This is a genomic window from Ensifer sp. LC11 (assembly GCF_001695835.1).
Classification (GTDB): domain Bacteria; phylum Pseudomonadota; class Alphaproteobacteria; order Rhizobiales; family Rhizobiaceae; genus Ensifer.
This window is the reverse complement of the sequence record NZ_MBSO01000001.1, coordinates 49,285-73,666: the sequence shown is the minus strand read 5'-3', so window position 1 is coordinate 73,666 and position 24,382 is coordinate 49,285. Positions and strand designations below refer to the sequence as shown.

Below are 24,382 nucleotides of genomic sequence, written 5' to 3'. Positions count from 1 at the left end.
ACGCCGTGTCCGGAACAAGACTACTCGTTCTGGAAGTAGCTGTACTTGCCGTCGTCACCCTTCTTCCAGGTGTACATGACGTAGTCCGGGCGGGTGATGTCGCCCTTTTCGTCATAGCCGAGTTCGCCGATTGCGGTCTTGAACGGACCCTTTGCCTTGACGGCTTCGGCAACGGCCTGCGGGTCGTTGCCGCCGGAGGCCTTGGCAGCTTCGGCGATGACCTGGAGCGCGGCATAGGCGTAGAGCGTGTAGGCTTCCGGTTCGAAGCCAGCAGCGCGGAACTTCTCAACGAGTTCCTTGGCGGCCGGGTTCTTGCGCGGATCCGGAGCGAAGGTCATCAGCGTGCCGTCGACGGCGTCACCGGCGATCGAGGCCAGTTCGTTCGAAACGATACCGTCGCCCGACATCAGCGTTGCCTTCAGGCCCTGGTCCTTCATCTGGCGCATGATCAGGCCGGCTTCGGTGTGCAGACCGCCGTAGTAGACGATCGAAACGCCGGCTTCCTTCATCTTGGCGATCAGAGCCGAGAAGTCCTTGTCGCCGGTGTTGATGCCTTCATAGAGGGCTTCGGTGAGACCGGCTTCGTTCATACCCTTCTTGGTTTCGTCGGCAAGGCCCTGACCGTACGGGGTCTTGTCGTGAATGACGGCGATCTTCGCGTCCTTGAAGTTGGCGGCGAGGTAGGCACCGGCTACGGCGCCCTGCTGGTCGTCACGGCCGCAGGTGCGGAAGGTGTTCCAGAGGCCCCGCTCGGTGAACTGCGGGTTGGTGGAGGCCGGCGTGATCTGCAGGATGCCGTTTTCGGCATAGACTTCCGAAGCCGGGATGGACACGCCCGAGTTGAAGTGACCGACAACGAACTTCACGCCATCAGCGACGAACTTGTTGGCGACCGAAACGCCCTGCTTGGCGTCCGAAACGTCGTCGCCGAGCACAACCTTGATCTGTTCCCCATTGATACCGCCAGCCGCATTGATGTCGGCAGCAGCCTGCTCTGCACCTTTCTGGAGCTGTGCGCCGAAGGCGGCGTTCGGGCCAGTCAGCGGGCCGGCGACACCAACGAGAATATCAGCCCAGGCGGTGCCGCTGAAGGCAACCATAGCCGTCAGCGCGACCGCCGACAGAAGAGACTTTTTCATCTTGTTACTCCCAATTATTCGAGCGGGTCTCGTTTCCAACCTGCGCAATGCCCACCATAGTTGCGCCGGTGTTTCTTTCGCACCGGCCGCGGCGGACCGGCACGCGCTGTTCCCTTTTATTTAGTCTTCCAGGAGAAGGGTGAGGCCTTCTCATAGAGCCAATAATAGATATTGGTCATTTGCTTGGTCCGGTAGTACCGGAAACCTGCGGTAGCAAACAACAAAAGTACGATCGTGTCCACGATATAGTATTGCAGGCTGAACATCGTGCCCTCGAAGAGGGCGTGATGGATGAAGCGAATCCCCAGCCCCAGCAACGCCACGTAGAGAAGCAGGCGCGGCATGCCCTGCCAGCCTTCCGCGACGCTCTTGCCGGTTCGCCATGCGGTCCAGCCGCCAAGCACGCAACTGATGAAAAGAAACTGCCAGATCGACGCTTCTTCGTAGAGAATTCCATGCATGTCACTTGCTCCAGATGCAGCCCGTCAATGACGGCCGCCTTCGAGATAGGCCGCGCGAACTTCCGGGTTGGCGAGCAGGTCCTTGCCGGTGCCGCTCATCGTCACCCGCCCGTTGACCATCACGTAGCCGCGATCCGAAAGTTTGAGCGCCCCGAAGGCGTTCTGCTCGACGAGGAAGACGGTCAGCCCCTCCTCCTTGTTGAGCTTCTTGATCGCCTCGAAGATGCCCTTGACGATCAGCGGTGCGAGGCCGAGCGACGGCTCGTCGAGAAGCAGCAGCTTCGGACGGGCCATCAATGCGCGGCCGATCGACAGCATCTGCTGCTCGCCGCCGGAAAGCGTGCCGCCGCGCTGTGCCTGACGTTCCTTGAGCCGCGGAAAGAGCCTGAAGATCTTTTCCACGTCCTCATCGAAATGCTTCAGATTGTCGAGACTCGCACCCATCTGCAGGTTTTCGAAGACCGTCATGCGCGGGAAGATGCGTCGTCCCTCCGGCGACTGCGCGATGCGCAACCGCGCGATTTCATGGGTCGGCAGGCGCGTGATGTCATGACCGTCGAACATCACCGTACCGGTGCGTGCCTGCGGACTGCCGCAGATCGTCATCATCAAAGTCGACTTGCCGGCGCCGTTAGCGCCGATCAGGGAAACGATTTCTCCGCGATGGACCTCGACATCGACGCCGCTCAGCGCGCGGATGTTGCCATAGTAGGTCTCGACGGCTTTGACTTGGAGAAGAGGCGCCGTCATCAGTTGGTGCCTCCCTTTCCGCCTTCGATTTCCTCGATTTGTTCGATCACCTGTTCAACCTCTTCATCCTCGACACCCAGATAGGCCGCGATGACCCTTGGATCGTTCTTCACGAAATCCGGATTGCCGTCGGAGATCTTCTGACCATATTCGAGCACGACGACATGGTCCGAGATCTCCATGACCACGGACATATCGTGCTCGATCAGCAGGATGGAGGTGCCGGTGTCATGGCGGATGCTCTGCAACAGTTCATTGAGTGCATGCGATTCGCGCGGGTTGAGACCGGCTGCAGGCTCATCGAGGCACAACAACTCCGGTTCCGTGCACATGGCACGGGCAATCTCCAATCGTCGCTGCGCGCCATAGGGCAGGTCCCCGGCCGGGTCGTCGGCCCGGTCGATCAGCGACGCCTTTTCGAGCCAATGCTGGGCGAGCTCCTTCGCCTCCCTGGCGGCCTGCCGATAGGCAGGAAATCCAAGGAGCCCGAGCACCGTAAAGCCCGACGCCAGCATCAGTTTGTTATGCTGCGCCACCAGCAGATTCTCGAGCACGGTCATGCCCGAGAACATCCGGATGTTCTGGAACGTGCGCGCCACCTTCGCATGCTTGGTGATCTCGAAGTCCGGCAGCCGCTCCAGGAGATACTCCTTTCCGGACCGCTGCTTCATGGTGATCATGCCCATTGTCGGCTTGTAGAAGCCGGTGATGCAGTTGAAGACGGTGGTCTTGCCCGCTCCGTTCGGGCCGATCAGCGCGGTGATTTCGCCGCGATGGGCCTCGAAGGAGAAGTCGTTGATGGCCATCAGACCGCCGAAGCGCATCGACAGGTGCTCAACCTTGAGAATGGGGTCTTGTGTCATTGTCATCGTCGTGGTCTCGAGGGCCATCAGCCATGCCCTTCCTTGGTAAAGCTGCCGGAGACGGCCTTGCGCTCGCGCAGAAACGCGGTCGGCTCACGCGATCCGACGAAGCCGCGCGGCTTCCAGACCATGACGACGACCATGGCCAGGCCAAAGATCAGCATTCGGTAGAGTTCCGGCGTGAAGTTCGGCCCGAAGACGACCTTCAGGAAGGTGAGCTCGCGCAGGATTTCAGTGCCGCCGATCATGACGACCGCTGCGATCGCAATGCCGGTCAGCGATCCCATGCCGCCGAGAACGACGATTGCGAGGATCACCGCGGATTCGAGGAACACGAAGGATTCCGGCGACACGAAGCCCTGACGTACGGCGAAGAAGGACCCGGCGATGCCGCCGAACATGGCGCCCATGGCGAAGGCCGTCAGCTTGGTGGTAACCGTGTTGATACCGAGCGACTTGCAGGCGATCTCATCTTCGCGCAGCGCTTCCCAGGCGCGCCCGATCGGCATGCGACGCATGCGGATCGTGACGAAGGCCGTCAGCAGGCAAAGGCCGAGGATCAGATAGAACAGGAAGATCTTGTAATAGGCCGACGACATCGGCAGACCCATCAATGCGGCGAAACCGTCCTTCGAGGCATCGAACTTGATGCCGAACAGCGTTGCCTTGGCGATGCCCGACACGCCGAAGGTACCCTTGGTCACCTCGGTCCAGTTGATCAGGACGAGGCGGATGATTTCGCCGAAGGCGAGCGTGACGATCGCCAGATAGTCGCCGCGCAAGCGCAGCACCGGGAAGCCGAGAACCATGCCCCAGCAGGCGGATAGAAGACCGGCCACCGGCAGCAGCACCCAGAAGGACAGGCCGAAATAGGTCGATAGCAGCGCATAACTATAGGCGCCGACCGCATAGAAGGCGACGTATCCGAGATCAAGCAGACCAGCGAGCCCGACGACGATGTTGAGACCCCAGGCGAGCATGACATAGATCAGGATCTGGACGCCGAAATTATCCACCCACTTCAGCGATCCCTGGATGCCGTAGCCCATGCTGATGCAGGCCATGACGACGATCGGCGGATAGAGGACCAGGAACGCTATTGCGAGCTTCGAGAAGTTGCGGCTGAAGAAGGTTTCCTCCTTCACCACGTTCTCGGCTTCCGCCTTGGCGGCCTTGCGCCTTGCAAGCGCCGGCTGAACATAGGCAACCATGACGAAGCGGCCGACGGCAGCAACGATCACGAAGATCGCGAGCAGGCCCCAGCGCTGGTTAAGCACAAGCTCGTTGCGGATGTTTTGCGTGGTCTCGAGACCGACGAACAACACGAAAAGGCCGAGGGAAATCAGGCCCGCGAAGACAGCCTCGCGCAGGGCCCGCGCCGTCAGGTCAGTGCCGGCGCTTGCAGTTGTAGAAGCAATGTTTGCCATTGAATTATACCTTCTCGACTTCCGGTCGTCCGAGAATACCGGACGGCTTGAAGATCAGGACGATGGCGAGAATGGAGAAAGTCGCGACGTCCTTGTAGTCGATGGTGAAATAGGCCGACCAGAGGGACTCGATGAGCCCGATCAGCAGTCCGCCGAGAACGGCGCCCGGCAGCGATCCGATGCCACCGAGAACGGCCGCGGTGAACGCCTTGACGCCCGGAACGAAACCGTCGGTAAAGACGACGACGCCGTAATACATGAGATACATCGTGCCGGCGACCGCCGCGAGTGCAGCACCCATGATGAAGGTCACCGAGATGGTGCGATCGACGTCGACACCGAGCAGCGCCGCCATCTTGCGGTCCTGTTCGGTCGCGCGCTGGGCACGGCCGAGCGGCGTCTTGTTGACGATATACCAGAAGATGGAAAGCAGGATCGCCGTGATGATGATGATGATGATCTGCTTCAGCGAAATGGTGATGCCGAAAACCTCATAGACCGAGGAAACGAGCGGCGGGATCGGCTTGTTGCGCGGGCCCTGCGTTACCTGGATGAAGTTCGACAGCGCGATCGACATGCCGATCGCGGTGATCAGCGGCGCAAGGCGGAACGAGCCACGCAATGGCCGGTAGGCCACCTTCTCGATCGTCCAGTTCCAGAGACCCGCGGTCAGCATGCCGACGATCATCATCAGCAGCAGCGCAAGTACAACCGGGACGCCCCCGATGAATGTTGTGAGAATTAGAAAGACAATCAAAGCAGCGAAGCCGCCAAGCATGAAGATATCGCCGTGGGCGAAGTTGATCATGCCAATGATGCCGTAGACCATGGTATAACCAATTGCGATCATACCATAAATAGACCCAAGAGTCAGCCCGTTGACGAGCTGCTGGACGAAATACTCCATCAATCTTCCCCTGGACCAGATCCCTAAGGTCTGGTCTCTTGTTTTTTTGAGCTCATTTTGAGCACTGTGTTTGATCGATTCCATACCTCTTTCAAACGAAAAGGAAAGCTAAAAAACGCAAGTTCGACAAAATCTTCCTCGATAAAATCGATTTGACGCTTTTGGAGCCAGAAAAATCAAATTTTCCGCAGCTTCCGCCCGCGAAATCATCAACTTTAGTCGTAAGAACTCCGGAATTACCACGTCGGCCTGCTCGCTGAAGGACCAGGCCGACGCCTCATTGCCCTTAGGTTCGCATGCGTTGCCCGCCTGGATCGAACAAAGGATTCGACTGCAGACGCGCCGGCAGGATCTCGCCAAGCAGCTCGATCGACCATCCGTCGCAGCGGTCGGCGACCTCCTTCGGCACATAGCCCATGGCCACCGAAACGCCACTTACATGCGCATACCCGCCCGACGTCACCCAGCCACGCACGACGCCGTCGAGATAGATCGGCTCGTCGCCGATGACATCGGCATCCTTTGCTTCGATAAGGAAGGTTCGAAGGCTGAGGGCGCCGCCCTCTTTCTTCTCCTGAATTGCCGCCGACTTGCCGATGAAATCCGCGTCCTTGCCGGTCGCGACGAACCGACCGAGCCCAGCCTCGACGGGTCCGTAGAGTGGCCGGTACTCCCGCGCCCAGCTGCCGAATGACTTTTCGACGCGCAGCGCATTCAGCGCCCTGAGCCCAAACAACCGGATCCCGGAGGCTGCCCCCTTCTCCATCAGCAGATCGAAGAGATAGCGCTGATATTCAGGCTTCATCCAGATTTCGTAGCCGAGATCACCGGTATAGCTGACACGGCCGACGATGGCAGGCGCCATGCCGAGATCCATCCGACGGATGTCCATGAAGGCAAAGGCTGCGTCGGAGACATCGAGATGGGTAAGGCTTGCGAGCACCGCGCGTGCGTTCGGCCCGGCGATCGACAGGCCGACCAGTTCGAGCTTCAGTGCCCTTAGCGAAACAGATCCGTCCGTCGGCAGATGCGCCTCGAACCAGCGCATGTGATAGTCCTCGGCGATGCCCGAGCCGATCAGCAGGAAGTCCCCCTCCCCGAGCTTTGCCAGCGTGAAGTCGCCAATCAGCTTGCCGTCTTCCTTCAGCATCGGCGCCAGCGTCATGCGCCCCACCTGCGGAATGCGGCAAGCGAGCATCCGGTCAAGCCAGGCTTCAGCCCCCTTGCCCTTGATCGCGTATTTGGCAAAGCCCGAGGTCTCCATCAGGCCGACCCCTTCGCGCACCGCTCTTGCTTCGGCACCGACGGTCTCGAAGTCCGTCGAGCGGCGCCAGGAGAAGGCATCCGCAACGCCCTCAGGCGCGAACCACAATGGGGTCTCCAGACCATAGGATGCACCAAAGACGGCGCCGGCCGCCTTCAGCCTGTCGTAGACCGGCGTCGTCAGCAGTGGCCTTGCCGCTGGCAGTTCCTCATTCGGATAGCGGATTGAGAAGCGGCGCGAATAGTTCTCGCGCACCTTGGCATTGGTATAGGCAAGCGTCGCAAAGTCGCCGTAGCGGGCAACGTCCATGGCGAAGACATCAAATCCCGGGTCGCCGTAGATCATCCAGTTGGCGAGCGCCAGTCCGACGCCGCCCCCTTGACTGAAGCCGGCCATGACGGCGCAGGCCGACCAGAAGTTCCTGAGGCCACGCACAGGCCCGACCAGCGGATTGCCGTCAGGCGAGAAGGTGAAAGGGCCGTTGATGATCTTCCTGATGCCGGCCTTGTTGAAGGCGGGGAAATGCCTGAAACCGACTTCGAGTTCCGGCGAGATGCGGTCGATGTCTTCGGCCAGCAGCTCATGACCGAAATCCCAGGGCGTCGTCACCGGCGACCACGGACGGCACGCCTTCTCATAGGTGCCCATCAGCATGCCGTTGCGTTCCTGGCGCAGGTAGATCTCGCCGTCGAAATCGACGCAGTGCATCAGCTCCTTGCCGCGCGTCTGGTTGAACTCGATCACCTCGGGCATATCCTCGGTGATCAGGTACATATGCTCCATGGCAAGTACCGGGAGTTCGAGGCCCACCATGCGGCCGACCTCGCGCGCCCAGAGACCGGCGGCATTGACGACATGCTCGGCGACGATTTCGCCCTGGTTGGTGATCACCCGCCAGGAGCCGTCCTCCCGCTGTACCAGGTCCTCGACCTTGGTGTGAAGGTAGATCTCGGCACCATTCTTCTTCGCCGACTTGGCATAGGCATGCGTCGTACCGTAAGGGTCGAGGTGGCCCTCCACCGGATCGAAGACGGCGCCGACGAACTGGTCGGGGTCGAGCAGCGGCATCAGGTCATGCGCTTCCTGCGGCGTCAAAAGCTCGGCTTCGAGCCCCATGTAGCGCCCCTTGGCAAGGATCGACTTCATCCAGTCGAAACGTTCCTTGGTGGCCGCCAGCATCATGCCGGAGGTCATGTGCAGGCCGACATCCTGGCCGGAATATTCCTCAATTTCCTTGTAGAGTTCGACGGTATACTTCTGCAACTTGGCAACGTTCGGATCACCATTGATCGTGTGCATGCCGCCGGCCGCATGCCAGGTGGAGCCCGAGGTCAGTTCCGATCGTTCGAGCAGAACCGCATCCGTCCAACCGAATTTCGTCAGGTGGTAGAGCACCGAACAACCGACGACACCACCACCGATGACGACGACCTTGGCATGGCTTTTCATGCGTACACTCCGTCTTCCCACGCTCCGCTCGGGGCGTGGCCAAATTGTCAGGAAGATTCAAGCACGGTGATCGCCCGCCCTCCCGGTATGAGGCCACAAGCGGCGAACATCGGAAGCCTAGACAGAAAGGCGGCGGCGATAAAGCCACGGCTGCGAAGGACGCTTGTCCATTTCCGCCGTTTCTTGGCGAAGGGGCGACCCGTTTGCGGCATCGAATGCCGCATTTGCTCATGACCTCAAGAAGCGGCCCGTTCCGGCGGTCGGTAGGCTACGGCAGGTCAATCGGCAAAAGCCGCGGTGAGCTCGAATTCCCGCCCCATCCGCATCAGGTCGTCGAAGAGCGATTCGGCGAAACTGCGCGGCGCGATCAGTTCGAAAACATCCTCGCCAACGCGCGCGAGATTGATCGGGATGTGGCCGCACAGCACATTGGCACTGCCACCCGACGAGAAAACGTCAGGGTGAAGATCGACACCGATACCCTTGGCAAGGATGCGACGCCCGTTGGGTCCGGAGAGGCGAAAGACGACGCGCCCGTCGCTTAGGTCGATGACATGGGCCATTGCGCCGCAAAGCTCTTCGAGGCGTCGCGCAAGCCCGCTTGGAGCCTCGGCCTCGGAGATCACGAGCCATTCCGCCGGCGCAGAAAACCGCATGGCGAACTCCGGCACGGACGCGATTGCCCGCTGCACGGTCTCCTCCTGCCCTGATCGCGCCAGAACCGTCGCAACGGCACGCCAATGGCCGACCATCAGGTGATCGGCCGCCGGTGGGGTGGGTGCTGCGCGCAGTTTCTGCTCCAGCGCGTGGCGGTTGTTGTAATCGCGAACCATCACCGCCTCCTCAGGCCTTCAGCTTCTCATTTTGCGGATCGACGAACACCGGGTCGCAGACCTCGGCAACAATCTCCTGATCGCGCAACTTGTCAAAAATGATGACCCTTTCGCCATAACGCTCTCGTCCGGACTTCAGGAAGGCGAGCGCGATCGCGTGTCCGAGAACCGGCGAGAAGCCGGCCGAGCTTATCCAGCCCTGGTCGTTCAGGGTTGAAGGCTTTGTTCCTTCCTTCAGGAGATGGGCACCGGCGCGCATGTCCTTGTCGGCGTCGACAGGCTTCAGACCGACGAGTTGCATGCGATCGGCCGCCGTCAGGCCGTAACGGGTCGACAGCCGCTTGCCGATGAAGTCGGTCTTCTGCATCGACAGCATGCGGCCGAGGCCCGCGTCATCAGGCGTCACGCGGCCGTCGAATTCGGCATGTGTCAGCAGCCCCTTCTCCAGCCGCAACACGTTCAGAGCCTCCGCACCATAGGCGCAGATATCATGCGGCCGACCGGCCTCCGTGATCTGGTCTGCCACGGCCTCGCCGTAGCCCGCCGGTACGGCAAGTTCGAAGGCGAGTTCGCCAGAGAAGGATATGCGGAACAGCCGCGCCGAAACACCCGTCTTCAGCACGATCTTCCGGGCAGCAAGAAACGGGAGCGCGCGGTCGGAAATATCATCATCGACAAGGTGTTGCAGCACCGCCCGCGCCTTCGGCCCAGCGATTGCCATCTGCGCCCACTGGTCCGTCGACGAGGTGAAACGGACGTCAAGATCCGGCCAGAGCGCCTGGGCGCAGTATTCCATGTGGGACATGACCGCGCCGGCCATCGCCGTCGTCGTCGTCAGGAAGAAATGCTCTTCGCCGAGACGGCTCACCGTGCCGTCATCGAAGACGAAACCATCCTCTCGCAGCATCAGGCCATAACGCGCCTTGCCAACAGGCAGTTTGAGGACCGGGTTGCAGTAGAGCCGATTGAGGAATTCGGCTGCGTCCGGCCCGAAAACCTCGATCTTGCCGAGCGTCGAGACGTCGCAGAGTCCGACATTGGCGCGAACGTTCAGCACCTCCCGGTCGACGCTTTCGCGCCAGGTCTTCTCGCCCGCGCGCGGGAACCAGGCGGAGCGATGCCAGAGCCCCGCCTCGACGAAGGTCGCACCATTTTTGATCGCCCAGCCATGCAGCGGCGACTTGCGCGCCGGCACCGCATGCTCGTCGCGCGCCGCCCCTGCAAGTGCGCCGAAGGAGACGGGCGTATAGAAAGGCCGGAAGGTTGTGGTACCGACGTCAGCCGGGCTGACGCCGCGCATGCCCGAGAGAATGCCGACTGCATTGATGTTGGAAAGCTTGCCCTGGTCAGTCGCCATGCCGTTGGTCGTGTAGCGCTTGGCGTGCTCCACATGGCCGAAGCCTTCGCGCAGCGCGAGACCAAGGTCTTTCGCATGCACGTCGTTCTGGAGGTCGATAAAGGCCTTCGACTTGGCGCCCGGCACATACCAGAGCGCAGCGAAGGATGATGCCGTTTCCCCGTCGATAACAGGAGACGCGCCCAGGCTGGCGCTGAAGCCGAGTTCGGCTGCAATCGCCGCGGCCTTCTGCGCACCATCGTCGAAGCATCCGGAGAGCGAATAGACGCCATTTGCTGAGCCCACCGGCCGCAAGCCGCCGCCGACGTCGGGCGGGGCGAACGCCTTTAGCTCCTCAGACCAGATCGGCTTTGCCCCACGCTGGCAGGCCAGATGTACGACCGGGCTCCAGCCGCCGTGCATGCCGAGCGCGTCGCAGGCGATCAGTTCCTCGAAGCCGGAACGTTCGACAACGATGCCCTTGAGACGCTTGCTGCCCTTGGTGTCGACGACGGAAGCGGAACGGATGATGCGTACGCCATCCGGCGCCTGATCGTTGGCTTCGGCCCTGGCATCGACGATCGCCGCGATCGAGATGCCCTTGGCTGAAAGTGCGCGCGCAGCGCGGTAACCGGCGCTGCCGCTGGTGAAGATCGCGACCGCCTTGCCGGCCGCAACACCGTAGCGTTCGGCATAGGTGGTCATGGCGCCCGCCATCATCACGCCGGGGCGATCATTGCCGCCGAAGACCAACGGCCGTTCCTCAGCACCCGTCGCAAGCAGCGCGCGCTTGGCGACGATGCGCCAGATGCGTTCGCTGACAAGTTTCGCCGAGGGTTCGGCGACATGCTTTTGCACCCGCTCGACCGCGCCGAAGACATTGTCGTCATACCAGCCAAAGACGGTGGTGCGCGAAAGCAGCGTGACATTGGGCAGGGATTGCAGTTCCGCGACGGCGCGGTCAGCGAAGATCGAAGCCGCAGCGCCGTCAATGGTCTCGCTGGTCGAAAGCAGCGAGCCGCCGAACCGGAAGTCTTCGTCGGCAACAATGACCCGCAGGCCTGCGCGACCGGCCGTCAGCGCCGCCATCAGGCCGGCTGGACCGCCACCGATAACGAGCAGGTCGCAGAACGCCCAGGATTTTTCATAGGCCTCAGGATCGCGCTCGAGCACCGCCCGACCGAGACCAGCCGCCCGCCGAATGAAGGGCTCATAGACGCGCTCCCAGAACTGCTTCGGCCACATGAAGGTCTTGTAGTAGAAGCCGGCGCCGAGAAACGGCGACAGCAAGCCGTTGGCCGCACCGATATCGAAGCCGAGCGACGGCCAGCGGTTCTGGCTCTTCGCCGCCAGCCCGCCATAGAGCTCGGCGACGGTCGCCTTGGTGTTCGGGTCGCGGCGCGCGCCGGAACCGATCGTGACGAGCGCGTTAGGCTCCGACGGACCAGCGCTGACGATGCCGCGCGGTCGGTGATACTTGAAACTTCTACCCACCAGAAGCTGATCGTTGGCAAGGAGCGCCGATGCCAGCGTGTCGCCGGCAAAACCTCGCAGGGGCCGGCCGTCGAACGTGAAGCTCAGCGACTTGCTGCGATCGACGAGACCGCCGGAGGAAAGGCGATAGCCGGTCATCTCTCAGCCCTCCGAGCAAATTCGGCGGCATCGGCGACGGAATAGACCTCGTGGGTGGCGGTGTCGCGCTCGACCACCAGAAAGCGGCGACAGCCGGCAATGTGATGCCAGTGTTCAACGGCACGGCCGCGCGGGTTGGCACGGACATAGACATAGTCGTGCCAGGCCTCATCGGAATCGAGCGGCTCCGGACGAACGCACGAAGCGTCGCCGCGGATCGCGAACTCTTCCTTCGGTCGCACCCCGCAATGCGGGCAGGTAATCAGGCTTGCCATCGTTTTCCGTGTCCTGAAGCCGCGGTCGGCTTCCTGTTCATTCCATGCGGGCCAGCGCTGCGGCCACCTGTTGTCAGTGAAGGTTGGGCTGCGGGCCTGCGCCAGCCTCGTCGACGGCGTAACCGCGGGCAAAGCGGTCGAGCCTCAGAGCGTGCGCCACCGGGTGCGTGTCGTTCTTGGCGATCAGGTGCGCAAAACAGTAGCCCGAGGCCGGCGTCGCCTTGAAGCCGCCGTAACACCAGCCGCAGTTCAGGTAGAGATTGTCGATCGAGGTGCGGTCGATGATCGGCGAGCCGTCCATGCTCATATCCATGACGCCGCCCCAGGCGCGCAGGACCCGCACCCGCGACAGGCCGGGGATCATCGCCACCCCCTCCTCCATCACATGCTCGGCGGTGGCAAGATTGCCGCGCTGGGCATAGGAGGCGTAGCCGTCGATTTCGGCCCCGAAAACCAAGCCGCCCTTGTCCGACTGCGAAATATAGAAGTGGCCGCCGCCATAGACGATCACGTGATCAATGCAGGGCTTCAGCCCCTCGGTGACGAAGGCCTGCAGCACATGGCTTTCGAGTGGCAGCTTGAGATCGGCCATCTCACCGACACGCGAGGAATTGCCGGCCGCCGCCAGCGCCAGCTTGCCGCAGCCGATGAAGCCCTTGGTCGTTTCGACACCGGTAACCCGGCCGTTTTCCCGACGGATGCCGGTCACTTCGCAATGCTCAATGATGTCGACACCATGCCGGTCGGCACCGCGCGCATAGCCCCAGGCAACGGCGTCATGTCTCGCCGTACCGGCGCGCCGCTGCAACAGGCCGCCAAGGATCGGATAGCGGGCGTGATCGTAATTGAGGAAGGGGATCATCTTCTTCAGCTGTTCGCGCTCGATGAGCTCGGCCGCCACACCTTCCATCCACATTGCATTGCCGCGCCGGACATAGGCGTCGCGCTGGGCATCACTGTGGTAAAGCATGATGACGCCGCGCTGCGAGAGCATCACATTGTAGTTGAGATCCTGTTCCAGCCCTTCCCAGAGCTTCATCGAGAATTCGTAGAAGGGTTCGTTGCCGGGCAGCATATAGTTGGAGCGCACGATCGTCGTGTTGCGGCCGACGTTCCCCGAGCCCAGATAGCCCTTCTCCAGCACGGCGACGTTCTTCACGCCGAATTCCTTGGCAAGGTAATAGGCCGTCGAAAGCCCGTGGCCACCGCCGCCGATGATGATCACGTCATAGTGGGATTTCGGCTGGGGCTGGCGCCAGTGCGGCTTCCAGTTCAGATTTCCGGAAAGGGCGTTCCTGACGATCGAGAATGCGGAATAACGCATGAAGGCATCCAGTTCAGTTGCGTCGGCACATTTGCACAGCCGCAGCGCGGAAGCCAAGACTGAAGCCTCGCGCAGGCGCAAAAAACCTCCATCGGCCATGTCGCGCGCGTCGTTGCCCGACAACTTGCATCCAAGACAATGGAGCCACGGGAAAAGCACGGGTATTTTCTTGTCCCCGATGTGCTAAGGGCTGGGGTGATGGAACTGGAAAACGAGGCGATGCTGGAAATTCTGCAACAATCGGCGATTGCCGCGGGTCGCGCCATTCTCGACGTCTACAATGCCGGGCCGGAGGTCACCTACAAGCCCGACTGTTCCCCGGTCACCGATGCCGATGCGACCGCCGAGCGCATCATTCTTGCGGACCTCGCCCGTGCGTTTCCGAATATTCCGGTTGTCGCCGAAGAAGCTGTCGCCGCCGGCTTCGTGCCCGATACCTCCGGCAGATCCTTCTTCCTGGTCGACCCGCTGGATGGCACCAAGGAATTCATCAGCCGGAATGACGACTTTACCGTCAATATCGCGCTGATCGAAAATGGAGCGCCGGTCGCGGGTGTCGTCTATGCGCCAGCGCTCGGCATCCTCTATGCGGCAAACCACGGCAAGGCAGTGAAGGCTGTCATCGATGATGACTTTCGTCCCACGGCTAAAACGGTGATCGGTTGCCGCAGTTGCGGCGATCGCGTGGTGGGGCTGGCCAGCCGTTGGCACAACAGCGCCGAGACAACCGCCTATCTCGCCGAACACGGCATCGACGACTACCGGACGGTCGGCTCGTCACTCAAGTTCTGCCTCCTCGCCGAAGGGCTTGCCGACGTCTATCCGCGCTTCAGCCGCACGATGGAGTGGGACACGGCCGCCGGCGACGCCATTCTGCGGGCCGCCGGCGGTGAAACCCTGACGATGGATGGCATGCCGCTCGTCTACGGCAAGCGGAACCAGAAAGACGACAGCGACTTCGCCAATCCCTGGTTCGTCTCGCGCGGCAAGCCTTGATCGCTTCCCCCTGGCCGCGGAAACGATGCTCAGGCATCGCCTTTATGCGTTCCGGCGGCGATCAACTGGCTGATTGATTTTTCGCTGAAGGGTTTGTCGATCCGTGGAATATGCCTGAGAGACGGCGGGAAAAGCTCTGAATCTCCGTAGCCACTAGTGAAGCCGAAGGGCATGCCGCGGGCGAGCATGGCGTCAGCGACGCCGAAGCTCGTGTGATCGCCGAGACTGACATCGAGGATCGCGAAATCGAACGGCTGCAGGGTCAGAAGTTCCATCGCCTGGTTCGCATTCGTCGCGATCGTAACGTTTGAGATTCCGAGCGAAGCCAGGATTTCCTCGACGTCCATGGCGATGATGAAGTTATCCTCAAGAACGAGGACGGTCCGGACGGGCTGCGGTAGTTCGGCCATGCGCTGCACTCCATCTTTCGCACACGACAGCTCCGCTGAGGTCGCCTCGCGCCAATGCGCAGAGCTTAAGTCTCCTCCCCCGCACTGGCATTTAAAAAAGACATGTGCCACACGACCCGGGCGATCGGAACAACCGTCCACCGGCAGCGAAGCGGCTGCACGCCGCATGCGCGACGCCGGCACCAAGGCCGATGACAATGGCGACCTCGTCACGACAGACATGCTGACCGACCGCCTCGATTTCCACGAAAAAGCGCTGTGGATGCTGCAGGCTATCGTTGCGGCCTGAGCAACGACGAGGCACCGATGCGGCAGTTGCGCCGCATCGGTCAGGAAGCATGAACCGCAATTTCAGATGAGCGGCCGCTTCGGCTCGTGCAGCCCCTCCCAGCCCGAGACCGCAAGCAGGCCATCGATATCACGCACGTTACAGCCTTTGTCGGCCCAGCGGATCAGGCCGCGCTCGGCAAGCTTTTTCAGCGTCTTGTTGGTATGGACGATCGAAAGGCCGAGCGTATCCGCCACATGCTGCTGGGTGACCGGAATGGCGACGCGGCTGCTGCCGAAGAGATCGAGCACCTCGGCTCTCTGGTAGAGAAAGGCGAGGAGATAGGCAGCCCGCTCCAGAGCCGACCGGCGACCGATGCTCAGAAGGTTCTCATCCAGAATGCGTTCCTCGCGCGCCGCGATCCAGGTGAGATCGTAGGCGAGCTCGGGATAGCTGGCAAACAGCCGGCTGAGCTTGCCGCGTTCGAAAACGCAGAGTGTTACGGGCGACAGTGCTTCGATCGAATGCTGCATCTCCCCCATCAGGCTGCCCTGCAGGCCGATCAGATCGCCCGGCATGACGTAATTCAGGATCTGGCGGCGACCGTCGTCGAGCATCTTGTAGCGAAAGCCCCAGCCGGAAAGCACCGTGAAGAGGTGGGCGCTGTGCGCGCCTTCGACCAGGATGGTCGCTCCGCTATCGACCGCAAGTTCGCCGGTCTTGAATTGCGATACGAAAGCAAGTTCCTCGTTCGTGAACGCGCGAAAATGGTCGAGCTTGCGCAAAGGACATTTTTCGCATGGGGTGCGCTTTTCGTTGCGGGTCGCTGTATCGCTCATCGTACCGTCCGCAGGATCCTATCGGTCGTGCTCAAGTCCCAAGCTGCAAGTAGCGCCGACACTTCGAGGAACAAGGGACCATCTTGAAAACACACGCGTTTTCAAGGGGCCATGGTCGCAGTGGCAATGGACAGGCGGCCGCTTGCGCCCTATCTGTTGCACGCGATCCCGCCACAGGAGTTCCGTCATGTCCCATCCTGCCTTCGCCCCCAACAACCTGGCTGTCGTCACCGGTGCCGCCTCCGGCATCGGCCTGGCCGCCGCCCGCCACTTCGCCTCGCTCGGCATGCGTGTCGTACTCGCCGATCTCGCAGGCGAACGGCTGGAGAAGGCGGCCGCCGAAGTTGCGGCCCTGTCGCCAGGGCGGGCGCAGCATATCGTGGCGATTCCGACCGATATCTCCCGCCTCGAAGACATCGAAGCGCTCGAACGCGGGGTGCATCAACGCATGGGCGATGTGCATGTTCTCATGAACAATGCCGGCATCCAGCCGGGTAGCGCGATACTCGGCCCCCTGGCAGCCTGGGAGGCGACGCTCGGGGTCAATCTCTGGGGCGTCATCAACGGTTCGCGCGTCTTCGCAACGCGCATGATCGCCCATGGCAAGCCGGCCGTCATCATCAACACCGGCTCGAAACAGGGCATCACCACGCCGCCGGGCGACCCGGCCTATAATGTCTCGAAGGCGGGCGTGAAGGTGTTCACCGAAGCGCTGGAACACGAGTTGCGCAACACGGCCGGCAGCCAGGTCCACGCCCATCTCCTCATCCCCGGTTTCGTCTATACCGGGCTGACGGCCGGTGGCCGGACCGAAAAGCCCGCAGGTGCGTGGACGTCGGAACAGACCGTCGACTTCATGATGGAAAGCCTGGCGCGCGGCGATTTCTACATCCTCTGCCCGGACAACGACGTGCCCCGCGCCACCGACGAGCGGCGTATCCTCTGGGCCGCCGGTGACATCGTCGAGAACCGGCCGCCGTTATCGCGCTGGCATCCGAAATATGCGGACGCGTTCAAGGCGTTCCTGGAAAAGGATCGCGACTGATCTTCCCGCGTAAACACAGCGTTCCCACGGCGCTTCTGGCGCCGTCGCTTCGTCTCGTGTTTTGTGAGCACGTACCAATGAGGGACTGACAATGACGAGCGGCATCCACCACATCACCCTGATTGCCCGCAAGGTCCAGGCAAATGTCGATTTCTATGTCGGCTTCCTGGGCTTGCGCCTCGTCAAACGGACGGGTGGCTACGAGGATGCCAACCAGTTGCACCTCTTTTACGGTGACGCCGAGGGTTCGCCCGGATCGCTCGTCACCTTCCTGATGTGGGAAGACGGCGGCCGCGGCCGGGTTGGTCATAGCCAGCCAAGCGAGATCGCCTTCGCCATCCGGCCTGAGAGCATCGGCTTCTGGCTGACCCGCGCGCTCCAGTTCAACGTCGCCATCTCCGGCCCGGCGCAGGAATTCGGTGAACCGGTGCTGCGCCTCAAGGATCCGGACGGCGTCATCGTCAAGCTCGTCGGCACCGAGGCGCTTGCAGCGGCGGCGCCCTGGAGCACCCGCGACATCCCCGAAGAAGATGCGATCCGACGCCTGCGCGGCGCCACGATCCTCACCGAGAAGCCCGAGCAGTCCGTTCACTTCCTGAAGGCGCATTTCGGCTACACGGAAACTGGCGCAACCGACACGATCCAGCGACTGACCTCCGCCTCCGGTGACATCATCGACGTGCGCAATGCAACCGGCTTCTGGACCTCGGCGCCGGGCACCGGAACGATCGACCATATCGCCTTCCGAGCTCCGGATCGGGCCGCAGTAGACACGGCGCGCGCAGACTTGCAGCGCGATCAGGCTGGCGAGATCAACGCGCATGACCGCAAATATTTCTATTCGCTCTATGTGCGCGAGCCCGGCGGCTCGCTCTATGAACTCGCCAGCGACGGCCCCGGCTTTGCCCTCGACGAGCCGAAGGAAACGCTTGGCACCGAGCTCTTCGTTCCCGCGCATTTCAGCGCCGCGAGGGAGGAAATGCTGCTCGCCATGCCGCAGTTCGCGCTACCGGGCGAGCCACGGCTGACCGAACGCGACCTGCCCTTCGTGCACCGGTTCTATCATCCGGAGCAGCTTGATGACCGCACCTTCATGCTGCTGCACGGCAGCGGCGCCAACGAGACGCAGCTTCTCCACCTCGCACACCAGGTCGACCGGCAGGCAACACTCGTCGGCATTCGTGGCCGGTCGAACGAGGAAGGCCAACCGCGCTGGTTCCGGCGCTATTCGCCGACGACCTTCGACCAGAAGGACGTGCGATCCGAGGCCGAAGCCTTCGCCGCCTTCGTCGAAGGGGCCAGGGACGGCTACCGCATAAATCTCGAGAAGACGGTTTTCATCGGCTATTCCAACGGCGCCAACCTGCTCGTGGCACTGATGCTTCTGCATCCCGGGCTCCTCCGCAACGTCGTGCTGATGCGCTCGATGCTCGTTCTCGACGACGTGCCGCCGCCGGATCTCTCGGGCACGAACGTCCTGCTGCTCACGGGCGAGCATGACAGCTACGGAGAATTCGCGCCTCGCCTGAAGGCGGAGCTTTCCCGGACCGGCGCGGATCTGTCGACAGTCGAACTGGACATGGGCCATGAGATTGGCTCACCGGATATTGCAGCCATGCAAGAGTGGCTCAAGGAGAAAGGTCTCTGAGGCCCTCAGAGACCCGCCCCTCCTCCGACTTTCGGGCGCTCTCCCTGTCCGTCATGCTCGGGCTTGACCCGAGCATCCATTCCCAAGGCCGGTGCGGCATTGTGGATCCTCGGGTCAGGATGATGAGGGGAGTATTCAGGTATTCCCGGCCCCGGCAAAATCCGCGAACGCCTTGACGAAAGCCGTCAGCCGGTCGCGGGCGTCTGTATCCGTCAGCGTCCCCGCGGCATCGAAAAGCGTCTCGGCCCTCGGCAACATCAGCCGCTTGCCCGACCAGAGTTCGGCGCCGAGCGTGCGCATCACCGGCAGCCAGGCGTTCTGGCTGAGGATGGTACCGAAATTGCCGGGCGAAGCCCCGGCAAGCGCGAAGGGCCGGCCGCGAAACACCTTGGCGATATCGGCCGGCGGTCGGCTCAGCCAGTCGATCGCGTTCTTGAACACGCCGGGGACGGAATTGTTGTACTCCGGCGTAAACAGGATGACGCCATCGGCGGCGATAATTTTGTGTTTGAGCGCCATCACCGCTTCGGGAATGCCCTTCTCGGCTTCGAGGTCCCCGTCGTAAAGTGGGATGCCGTGCAAGGTCGCAGTCTCGAATTCCACGCCGTCAGGCGCATTTTCAGCCGCCGCCCGCATCAGGCCGGTGTTGAAAGAGGCCTTGCGCAGACTGCCGGATATGCCGAGGATTCGTGTCATTGGCTCTGATCCTTTTCAGTCTTGCAGCGTCGCTCGGTGCGCCGGCTTCGAATGTGAAACGCTTGGCCCATCATCACGGGGTCCACACCAATCTTCAACAGGATCAGTGAGACGAGAACAAGGAAGCCGGGGAAATCCCCCGGCTTCTTTGCGCAGCTACTCCAACGGCTTCAGTCGTGCCTCGATCTGGGCCCGCTTCGGCTCCAGGAATGGCGGCAGCGACAGGCTTTCGCCCAGCGTCTCCATCGGCTCGTCGACCGCAAAACCGGGACCGTCGGTGGCGATCTCGAACAGCACGCCATTCGGCTCGCGGAAATAGAGTGAACGGAAGTAGTAGCGCTCGACCTCGCCGCTCGACGGCAGACGGAAGCCATTGAGCCGCTCCGTCCACTCCGTCAGTGCCGCATTGTCGGGCGCGCGGAAGGCGACGTGATGCACGGCGCCGGCACCCTGGCGGGCCATCGGCAGTCCCGGCTGGACCGCGACATGCAGTTCTGCCGCAGGTCCGCCTTCGCCCATGGTGAAGACATGGACCTCGCCCACACCATCCGGCGACGGATAGGTCCTGGCCTCGCTCATGTTCATCACATGGGTCAGAACCAGCTGGGTGTTGGTAATGTCGGGCACGCTGATGGTGATCGGGCCGAGGCCCTTGATCTGGTGCTCGGCCGCGACCGGGCTTCTTTCCCAGGGATGCGAGGGGGCAAGCCCACCGTCATCGATCAACCGGAAGCGCTGACCCTCCCCGTCCTCGAAATCGAGCGACACGCGCCCGTCGATTTCGGAGACTTCGCCAGCCGTCACCTTCAGCTCATCGAAACGACTCTTCCACCAGCGCACACTGTCGGCACTGGCGACCCTCAGGCCGGTGCGCGAAATGCTGTGCGTGCCGCGCCCCTCGGGCCCGACCGGCCAATCGAAGAAGGTGAGGTCCGTTCCCGGCGTTGCGCGCCCGTCGGCATAGAAGAGGTGATAGGCGGTGGTATCGTCCTGATTGACGGTCTTCTTGACCAGCCGCAGCCCCAGAACCTTTGTGTAGAAGCGCAGGTTCTCCGGCGCGTTGGCCGTAATCGCAGTCAGGTGGTGGATCCCAGTCAGTTGCAAGCTCATGATTGCCTCCAATGCGTGGCATTTCTGTTGAGCACCATATGGGATGCCGTATCGTTTCCGACAGTATACCAATCAGGAACGGAACGTTCCCGTCATGAGAACAATTGCGCGTGGCTTTTTTCTTGGGATCGTCCTTGAGCCCTGTCGGCATCAAAGGACAGCACACACTCAGCGCCGATTGAGGTCGCCAAGATAGGTGTTTTCAAGGCGGGAGATGGCATAGGTCTGCGGGTCGATGTCGACGAGCAGCACGGTTTCCTGTGCCGTACCGGCCTTGGCGAGCACCTGTCCGTCCGGTGCCGCGACACGCGAGAGACCGGCGAAGGAAAACAGCGGATCCGAGCCGCAATGATTGATATAGGCGACGAACACCTGGTTCTCGAAGGCCCGTGTCTGGATCATGTGCTCGGCGATGAAATCGCCGGACCAGCCGGCTGGCAGCGCCGTCGGAACCAGCACGGCCTCGGCACCGGCCAGCGCCAGCCGTCGCACATTTTCCGGAAATTCGACGTCGTAGCAGATCAGCATGCCGCAGGTGACGCCGCGATGCACGAAGAGCCGAGTCGACGGCTCCGGCGCCCGGAAGATCGCCCGCTCGTAGTCACCATAGAGGTGGGACTTGCGGTAAACGACCGGCGTCGCCGCGCCGTCGACATAGACGGCGCTGTTGTAAACGTCCTTGCCGTCACGCTCGGCAAAACCGGCGATGAGCGCGATACCGGTCTCAGACGAAATCGCCTTGAGGCGCTGAACGATCACACCATCAGGCGCCTCGGCGAGTGCCGTCAGCGCATCGCCGGCGCCATAGCCAGTGATGCCGAGTTCAGGCGTCATCAGCAACGTCGCACCTTCGGCCGCAGCCTCCTTGGCGGCGCGGGCGATCCGGTCGAGATTGGCGGCGACGTCACCCGCCACCGATTGCATCTGGAGGGCGGCGAGTTTCATCATTTTCCATCCGACGACATGGCGCCAAGCAGTTTCGGCAGGTCGCCGAAGCGGGCGACGAGACCGAAGATCACCGCGGCCGTCGTGACGAAAAGCACCGTCACAGACGCCATGGTCGGCGTGTAGCCGTAGCGCAGCGCGTTGAAGATCTTGATCGGCAGCGTTTCCACCGTGAAGCCGACCGTCATGTAGGCGACGATGTACTCGTTGAGCGACAGCACGAAGGCGAAGGCATAGCCGGAAACGATATAGGGCAGGATCAGCGGCAGCACGACCGTGCGGAAGATCGTGCGCTCGTCGGCCCCCATCGTCGAGGCCGCCTCAACAAGGGAACGGTCGATCGAGGTGAAGCCGAGCGACAGCGTCACCAGCGGCAGCGTCACGAAGAAGATCGCGTGGCTGACCACCGCCGTCCAGGGCTGGCCGTAGAAGCCGACCGTCGCCCAGAAGGTGAGCATGCCGAGCGCAGTGATGACGGGCGGCAGCGTGAACGGTGCGACGCCGAGCAGCTGGAAGATGTTCGCCCAAGGCGCGATGCGGCGCCAAAGGAACCAGGAGAGCGGCAGCGCGATCGCCACCGCAAGCGCTGCCGAAAGCACGGCCAGTGTCACCGAGGCGAAAAGAGCGTTGCGCCATTCCGGATTGAAGAAGATCTCGCCGTACCAGGAGAGGGAAAAGCCCTGCGGCGGAAAGGCGAGCGTCTGCTTCTGGTTGACCGAGACGCCGGCAACGACGATCAGCGGCAGCGACAGGAACAGGCCGATGACGAAGAAATAGGCCTTGCGGAAGATCGAGGTCATGCCGCTTCTCCCTTGCGTCCGGCAATCACGGTGAGCGCCACGAGGCCGAGCGTCACCAGCACGAGGAAGACGGCCATGGCGGCTGCGAACGGCATGTTCGACTGGTAGATCGCCTGGTCGGTGATCAGCACCGACAGCGTCCAGTGCTGCGGCCGGCCGAGAAGCTGCGGCAGGAGGTAGGAGCCGAGCGCGAAGATGAAGACCATGATCAAAGTGGCGGTGATGGTGTTTCGAAGCGCCGGCACCACCACGGTGAAGAAGGCTTTGAGCGGCGAGGCGCCGAGCGTGCGGGCTGCCTCCGTCAGCGTCGGATCGAGGCGCACGAGCGCCGGGAAAAGCACCAGGACGGTATAGGGGAAGGCCTGGTAGACCATGCCCGTCAGCACCGCGCCGAAGCTCGGCGTCAAAGCCTTGGCCTCGGCCATGATGCCGAGCGCGACGAGAATGTTGGTGATCCCAGCGGTGCGCGAAAACAGCGTCGACCAAGCAAAACCGATGATGACTTCCGAGAGCGACAGGATCGAAAGCAGCGCGACCAGCCAGACCACCTGCACCTTCCGCGCCATGCGCGTCAGCATGTAGGTGAAGGGCAAGGCGAGCACGACGCAGCAGATCGCTACGATGATGGCGAGCATCAACGAAAAACCGAGTACCCCACCGAAGAAGGCCGAGAGGAAGCGGGCGTAATTGTCGAAGACGAAGGCCGGCGTGTAGAAACCGCCCTGCTGTCGCTGGAAGAAGCTGACGGCGATCATCGTGCCGAAGGGCACGACGAAGAAGATCGTCAGCATCGCCGCCGGAAAGAGAAGTGGGGCGTAGTCGCCAAGGGTCTGGGGCGGTTCGCGTCTCATTTCTTCAGCACCACGCAGACATCGGGGGTGAGCGCGATGCCGACCTCCTGGCCGACCGAAACATCGGGCCGGGCACGCGGCGTGGAAACGGCAACGATCTGGCGGCCGGCGATATCGACGAAGGTCTCGATCGTGCCGCCGAGATCGCGCACGAAGGTGACCTTGCCGGTGAGCGCGCCGGCGCCGGGTGCCGTCAGATGCACGTCCTCCGGGCGGACCGACAATGTGCCCTTGTTGGACCCGGCCGGCAGGGCAAGGCCCGGCACCACGTAGCCGAGCACTTCGGCACGGCCGGCGCTGTCGGCCTGGACGTCGAGCAGGTTCGTCTGGCCGATGAAGTCGGCAACGAAGCTGTCGGCCGGACGGCGATAGATTTCGATCGGCGAGGCGGCTTGGCGGATCTCGCCGCCGCTCATGACGACGACGGTGTCGGCCATGGTCATCGCTTCGCGCTGGTCGTGGGTAACAACGATGGTGGTGATGCCGAGCTTCTGCTGCAACTGGCGCAGTTCCACCTGCATCGCCTCGCGCAGCTTGGCGTCGAGCGCCGACAGCGGTTCGTCAAGCAGGAAGAGTTTCGGAGAGATCGACAACGCCCGGGCGATCGCCACGCGCTGGCGCTGGCCGCCGGAGAGCTTGGCAACCGGCCGATCGGCATAGCCGGAGAGATGGATCATCGACAGGAGTTCGTCGACGCGCTTCTTCTGGTCTTCTTTTGCCGCACCGCGGATGCGCAAGGGATAGGCGATGTTCTCGCCGACGGTCAGATGCGGAAACAGCGCCAGCGACTGGAACACCATGCCGAGGTTGCGCTTGTGCGTCGGAACCCGGGTGATGTCCTCGCCGTCGAGCCGGATCGCGCCGCCGGTCGGCAGGTCGAGCCCGGCGATCATCCGAAGAAGCGTGGTCTTGCCGCAGCCGGACGGTCCGAGCATGCAGACGAACGTGCCGTGCGGCACTGTCAGGTCGACATTGTTGACGGCCCTGAAGGCTCCGAATTCCTTGACGACGTTTTGAAGGGCAAGACCGGACATTGTTTCTCCGCGGGGATGGTCCCCTCCGCCTCATGGGAGGGTTTCAGGCGGGGAGCAGCAGCAAGCCCCTCCCCGTCGTT

General features: G+C 62.2%; 23 protein-coding genes. 4 read left to right on the top strand and 19 right to left on the bottom strand.

The window, feature by feature from the left end; all coding sequences use genetic code 11:
- Nucleotides 1–20: 20 nt before the first annotated feature.
- The 11 genes from BBX50_RS00345 to BBX50_RS00295 all read right to left on the bottom strand — a co-directional run bounded on the left by BBX50_RS00345 (nt 21) and on the right by BBX50_RS00295 (nt 13,660).
- Complete coding sequence (locus BBX50_RS00345) at nt 21–1,139, bottom strand: branched-chain amino acid ABC transporter substrate-binding protein (RefSeq protein ID WP_065773336.1); 1,119 nt, start codon at nt 1,137–1,139, stop codon at nt 21–23.
- A 116-nt stretch (nt 1,140–1,255) separates the two neighbouring features.
- On the bottom strand, nt 1,256–1,600 hold the full coding sequence (locus BBX50_RS00340; RefSeq protein WP_065773335.1) for a DUF6867 family protein: 345 nt from the start codon (nt 1,598–1,600) through the stop codon (nt 1,256–1,258).
- A gap of 24 nt (nt 1,601–1,624) precedes the next feature.
- Complete coding sequence (locus BBX50_RS00335; protein WP_065773334.1) at nt 1,625–2,350, bottom strand: ABC transporter ATP-binding protein; 726 nt, start codon at nt 2,348–2,350, stop codon at nt 1,625–1,627.
- Nucleotides 2,350–3,240 (bottom strand): ABC transporter ATP-binding protein, encoded by an 891-nt coding sequence (locus BBX50_RS00330; protein ID WP_139108424.1) that lies wholly within the window; start codon nt 3,238–3,240, stop codon nt 2,350–2,352. Before BBX50_RS00330 ends, BBX50_RS00335 begins: the two co-directional genes overlap by 1 nt.
- Nucleotides 3,240–4,640, bottom strand: coding sequence for a high-affinity branched-chain amino acid ABC transporter permease LivM (gene livM, locus BBX50_RS00325; RefSeq protein ID WP_065773333.1), 1,401 nt, complete (start codon nt 4,638–4,640; stop codon nt 3,240–3,242). The genes BBX50_RS00330 and livM overlap by 1 nt, the downstream gene beginning before the upstream one ends.
- A 4-nt stretch (nt 4,641–4,644) precedes the next feature.
- A complete protein-coding gene (locus BBX50_RS00320; RefSeq protein WP_065773332.1) occupies nt 4,645–5,547 on the bottom strand; it encodes a branched-chain amino acid ABC transporter permease in 903 nt (300 codons plus the stop codon).
- A 286-nt stretch (nt 5,548–5,833) separates the two neighbouring features.
- Nucleotides 5,834–8,260 carry an FAD-dependent oxidoreductase gene (locus tag BBX50_RS00315; protein ID WP_065773331.1) on the bottom strand — a complete coding sequence of 809 codons (2,427 nt, stop codon included), beginning with the start codon at nt 8,258–8,260 and terminating at the stop codon, nt 5,834–5,836.
- 278 nt (nt 8,261–8,538) lie between these two features.
- Nucleotides 8,539–9,093 (bottom strand): sarcosine oxidase subunit gamma family protein, encoded by a 555-nt coding sequence (locus tag BBX50_RS00310; RefSeq protein WP_065773330.1) that lies wholly within the window; start codon nt 9,091–9,093, stop codon nt 8,539–8,541.
- A 10-nt stretch (nt 9,094–9,103) separates the two neighbouring features.
- A complete protein-coding gene (locus tag BBX50_RS00305; RefSeq protein ID WP_065773329.1) occupies nt 9,104–12,061 on the bottom strand; it encodes a sarcosine oxidase subunit alpha family protein in 2,958 nt (985 codons plus the stop codon).
- On the bottom strand, nt 12,058–12,336 hold the full coding sequence (locus BBX50_RS00300) for a sarcosine oxidase subunit delta (protein ID WP_065773328.1): 279 nt from the start codon (nt 12,334–12,336) through the stop codon (nt 12,058–12,060). The genes BBX50_RS00305 and BBX50_RS00300 overlap by 4 nt, the downstream gene beginning before the upstream one ends.
- A gap of 73 nt (nt 12,337–12,409) precedes the next feature.
- Nucleotides 12,410–13,660, bottom strand: coding sequence for a sarcosine oxidase subunit beta family protein (locus BBX50_RS00295; protein WP_065773451.1), 1,251 nt, complete (start codon nt 13,658–13,660; stop codon nt 12,410–12,412).
- A 219-nt stretch (nt 13,661–13,879) separates the two neighbouring features.
- Between BBX50_RS00295 and cysQ the strand changes: the two genes are divergently transcribed.
- On the top strand, nt 13,880–14,656 hold the full coding sequence (gene cysQ, locus BBX50_RS00290; RefSeq protein WP_065773450.1) for a 3'(2'),5'-bisphosphate nucleotidase CysQ: 777 nt from the start codon (nt 13,880–13,882) through the stop codon (nt 14,654–14,656).
- A 29-nt stretch (nt 14,657–14,685) separates the two neighbouring features.
- Here the strand turns inward: cysQ and BBX50_RS00285 are convergent, their stop codons facing one another.
- Complete coding sequence (locus BBX50_RS00285; RefSeq protein WP_065773327.1) at nt 14,686–15,066, bottom strand: response regulator; 381 nt, start codon at nt 15,064–15,066, stop codon at nt 14,686–14,688.
- A gap of 166 nt (nt 15,067–15,232) precedes the next feature.
- Between BBX50_RS00285 and BBX50_RS30915 the strand changes: the two genes are divergently transcribed.
- A complete protein-coding gene (locus BBX50_RS30915; RefSeq protein ID WP_274534031.1) occupies nt 15,233–15,355 on the top strand; it encodes a hypothetical protein in 123 nt (40 codons plus the stop codon).
- A 62-nt stretch (nt 15,356–15,417) separates the two neighbouring features.
- On the opposite strand, the gene BBX50_RS00280 is transcribed toward BBX50_RS30915, so the two are convergent.
- A complete protein-coding gene (locus BBX50_RS00280) occupies nt 15,418–16,173 on the bottom strand; it encodes a Crp/Fnr family transcriptional regulator (protein ID WP_065773326.1) in 756 nt (251 codons plus the stop codon).
- 187 nt (nt 16,174–16,360) lie between these two features.
- Here BBX50_RS00280 and BBX50_RS00275 point away from each other — a divergent pair, with 187 nt between their 5' ends.
- Nucleotides 16,361–17,218 carry an SDR family NAD(P)-dependent oxidoreductase gene (locus tag BBX50_RS00275; RefSeq protein ID WP_065773325.1) on the top strand — a complete coding sequence of 286 codons (858 nt, stop codon included), beginning with the start codon at nt 16,361–16,363 and terminating at the stop codon, nt 17,216–17,218.
- 91 nt (nt 17,219–17,309) lie between these two features.
- Nucleotides 17,310–18,866 carry a VOC family protein gene (locus tag BBX50_RS00270; protein WP_065773324.1) on the top strand — a complete coding sequence of 519 codons (1,557 nt, stop codon included), beginning with the start codon at nt 17,310–17,312 and terminating at the stop codon, nt 18,864–18,866.
- A 135-nt stretch (nt 18,867–19,001) separates the two neighbouring features.
- On the opposite strand, the gene BBX50_RS00265 is transcribed toward BBX50_RS00270, so the two are convergent.
- The 6 genes from BBX50_RS00265 to BBX50_RS00240 all read right to left on the bottom strand — a co-directional run bounded on the left by BBX50_RS00265 (nt 19,002) and on the right by BBX50_RS00240 (nt 24,302).
- Nucleotides 19,002–19,562 carry an NADPH-dependent FMN reductase gene (locus tag BBX50_RS00265; protein WP_065773323.1) on the bottom strand — a complete coding sequence of 187 codons (561 nt, stop codon included), beginning with the start codon at nt 19,560–19,562 and terminating at the stop codon, nt 19,002–19,004.
- A 156-nt stretch (nt 19,563–19,718) separates the two neighbouring features.
- A complete protein-coding gene (locus BBX50_RS00260; RefSeq protein ID WP_065773322.1) occupies nt 19,719–20,672 on the bottom strand; it encodes a ring-cleaving dioxygenase in 954 nt (317 codons plus the stop codon).
- A gap of 168 nt (nt 20,673–20,840) precedes the next feature.
- On the bottom strand, nt 20,841–21,620 hold the full coding sequence (locus tag BBX50_RS00255; RefSeq protein WP_065773321.1) for a carbon-nitrogen hydrolase family protein: 780 nt from the start codon (nt 21,618–21,620) through the stop codon (nt 20,841–20,843).
- Entirely contained in the window at nt 21,617–22,417 is an 801-nt protein-coding gene (locus tag BBX50_RS00250; protein ID WP_065773320.1) for an ABC transporter permease, read from the bottom strand. The genes BBX50_RS00255 and BBX50_RS00250 overlap by 4 nt, the downstream gene beginning before the upstream one ends.
- Nucleotides 22,414–23,268 (bottom strand): ABC transporter permease, encoded by an 855-nt coding sequence (locus tag BBX50_RS00245; protein ID WP_065773319.1) that lies wholly within the window; start codon nt 23,266–23,268, stop codon nt 22,414–22,416. The genes BBX50_RS00250 and BBX50_RS00245 overlap by 4 nt, the downstream gene beginning before the upstream one ends.
- On the bottom strand, nt 23,265–24,302 hold the full coding sequence (locus tag BBX50_RS00240; RefSeq protein WP_065773318.1) for an ABC transporter ATP-binding protein: 1,038 nt from the start codon (nt 24,300–24,302) through the stop codon (nt 23,265–23,267). Before BBX50_RS00240 ends, BBX50_RS00245 begins: the two co-directional genes overlap by 4 nt.
- Nucleotides 24,303–24,382: the final 80 nt, after the last annotated feature.

Coding starts and splice junctions, on each gene's coding strand:
- BBX50_RS00345 (WP_065773336.1), bottom strand. CDS start 1,139: ATGAAAAAGTCTCTTCTGTCGGCGGTCGCGCTGACGGCTATGGTTGCC.
- BBX50_RS00340 (WP_065773335.1), bottom strand. CDS start 1,600: ATGCATGGAATTCTCTACGAAGAAGCGTCGATCTGGCAGTTTCTTTTC.
- BBX50_RS00335 (WP_065773334.1), bottom strand. CDS start 2,350: ATGACGGCGCCTCTTCTCCAAGTCAAAGCCGTCGAGACCTACTATGGC.
- BBX50_RS00330 (WP_139108424.1), bottom strand. CDS start 3,240: ATGGCCCTCGAGACCACGACGATGACAATGACACAAGACCCCATTCTC.
- livM (WP_065773333.1), bottom strand. CDS start 4,640: ATGGCAAACATTGCTTCTACAACTGCAAGCGCCGGCACTGACCTGACG.
- BBX50_RS00320 (WP_065773332.1), bottom strand. CDS start 5,547: ATGGAGTATTTCGTCCAGCAGCTCGTCAACGGGCTGACTCTTGGGTCT.
- BBX50_RS00315 (WP_065773331.1), bottom strand. CDS start 8,260: ATGAAAAGCCATGCCAAGGTCGTCGTCATCGGTGGTGGTGTCGTCGGT.
- BBX50_RS00310 (WP_065773330.1), bottom strand. CDS start 9,093: ATGGTTCGCGATTACAACAACCGCCACGCGCTGGAGCAGAAACTGCGC.
- BBX50_RS00305 (WP_065773329.1), bottom strand. CDS start 12,061: ATGACCGGCTATCGCCTTTCCTCCGGCGGTCTCGTCGATCGCAGCAAG.
- BBX50_RS00300 (WP_065773328.1), bottom strand. CDS start 12,336: ATGGCAAGCCTGATTACCTGCCCGCATTGCGGGGTGCGACCGAAGGAA.
- BBX50_RS00295 (WP_065773451.1), bottom strand. CDS start 13,660: ATGCGTTATTCCGCATTCTCGATCGTCAGGAACGCCCTTTCCGGAAAT.
- cysQ (WP_065773450.1), top strand. CDS start 13,880: ATGCTGGAAATTCTGCAACAATCGGCGATTGCCGCGGGTCGCGCCATT.
- BBX50_RS00285 (WP_065773327.1), bottom strand. CDS start 15,066: ATGGCCGAACTACCGCAGCCCGTCCGGACCGTCCTCGTTCTTGAGGAT.
- BBX50_RS30915 (WP_274534031.1), top strand. CDS start 15,233: ATGCGCGACGCCGGCACCAAGGCCGATGACAATGGCGACCTCGTCACG.
- BBX50_RS00280 (WP_065773326.1), bottom strand. CDS start 16,173: ATGAGCGATACAGCGACCCGCAACGAAAAGCGCACCCCATGCGAAAAA.
- BBX50_RS00275 (WP_065773325.1), top strand. CDS start 16,361: ATGTCCCATCCTGCCTTCGCCCCCAACAACCTGGCTGTCGTCACCGGT.
- BBX50_RS00270 (WP_065773324.1), top strand. CDS start 17,310: ATGACGAGCGGCATCCACCACATCACCCTGATTGCCCGCAAGGTCCAG.
- BBX50_RS00265 (WP_065773323.1), bottom strand. CDS start 19,562: ATGACACGAATCCTCGGCATATCCGGCAGTCTGCGCAAGGCCTCTTTC.
- BBX50_RS00260 (WP_065773322.1), bottom strand. CDS start 20,672: ATGAGCTTGCAACTGACTGGGATCCACCACCTGACTGCGATTACGGCC.
- BBX50_RS00255 (WP_065773321.1), bottom strand. CDS start 21,620: ATGATGAAACTCGCCGCCCTCCAGATGCAATCGGTGGCGGGTGACGTC.
- BBX50_RS00250 (WP_065773320.1), bottom strand. CDS start 22,417: ATGACCTCGATCTTCCGCAAGGCCTATTTCTTCGTCATCGGCCTGTTC.
- BBX50_RS00245 (WP_065773319.1), bottom strand. CDS start 23,268: ATGAGACGCGAACCGCCCCAGACCCTTGGCGACTACGCCCCACTTCTC.
- BBX50_RS00240 (WP_065773318.1), bottom strand. CDS start 24,302: ATGTCCGGTCTTGCCCTTCAAAACGTCGTCAAGGAATTCGGAGCCTTC.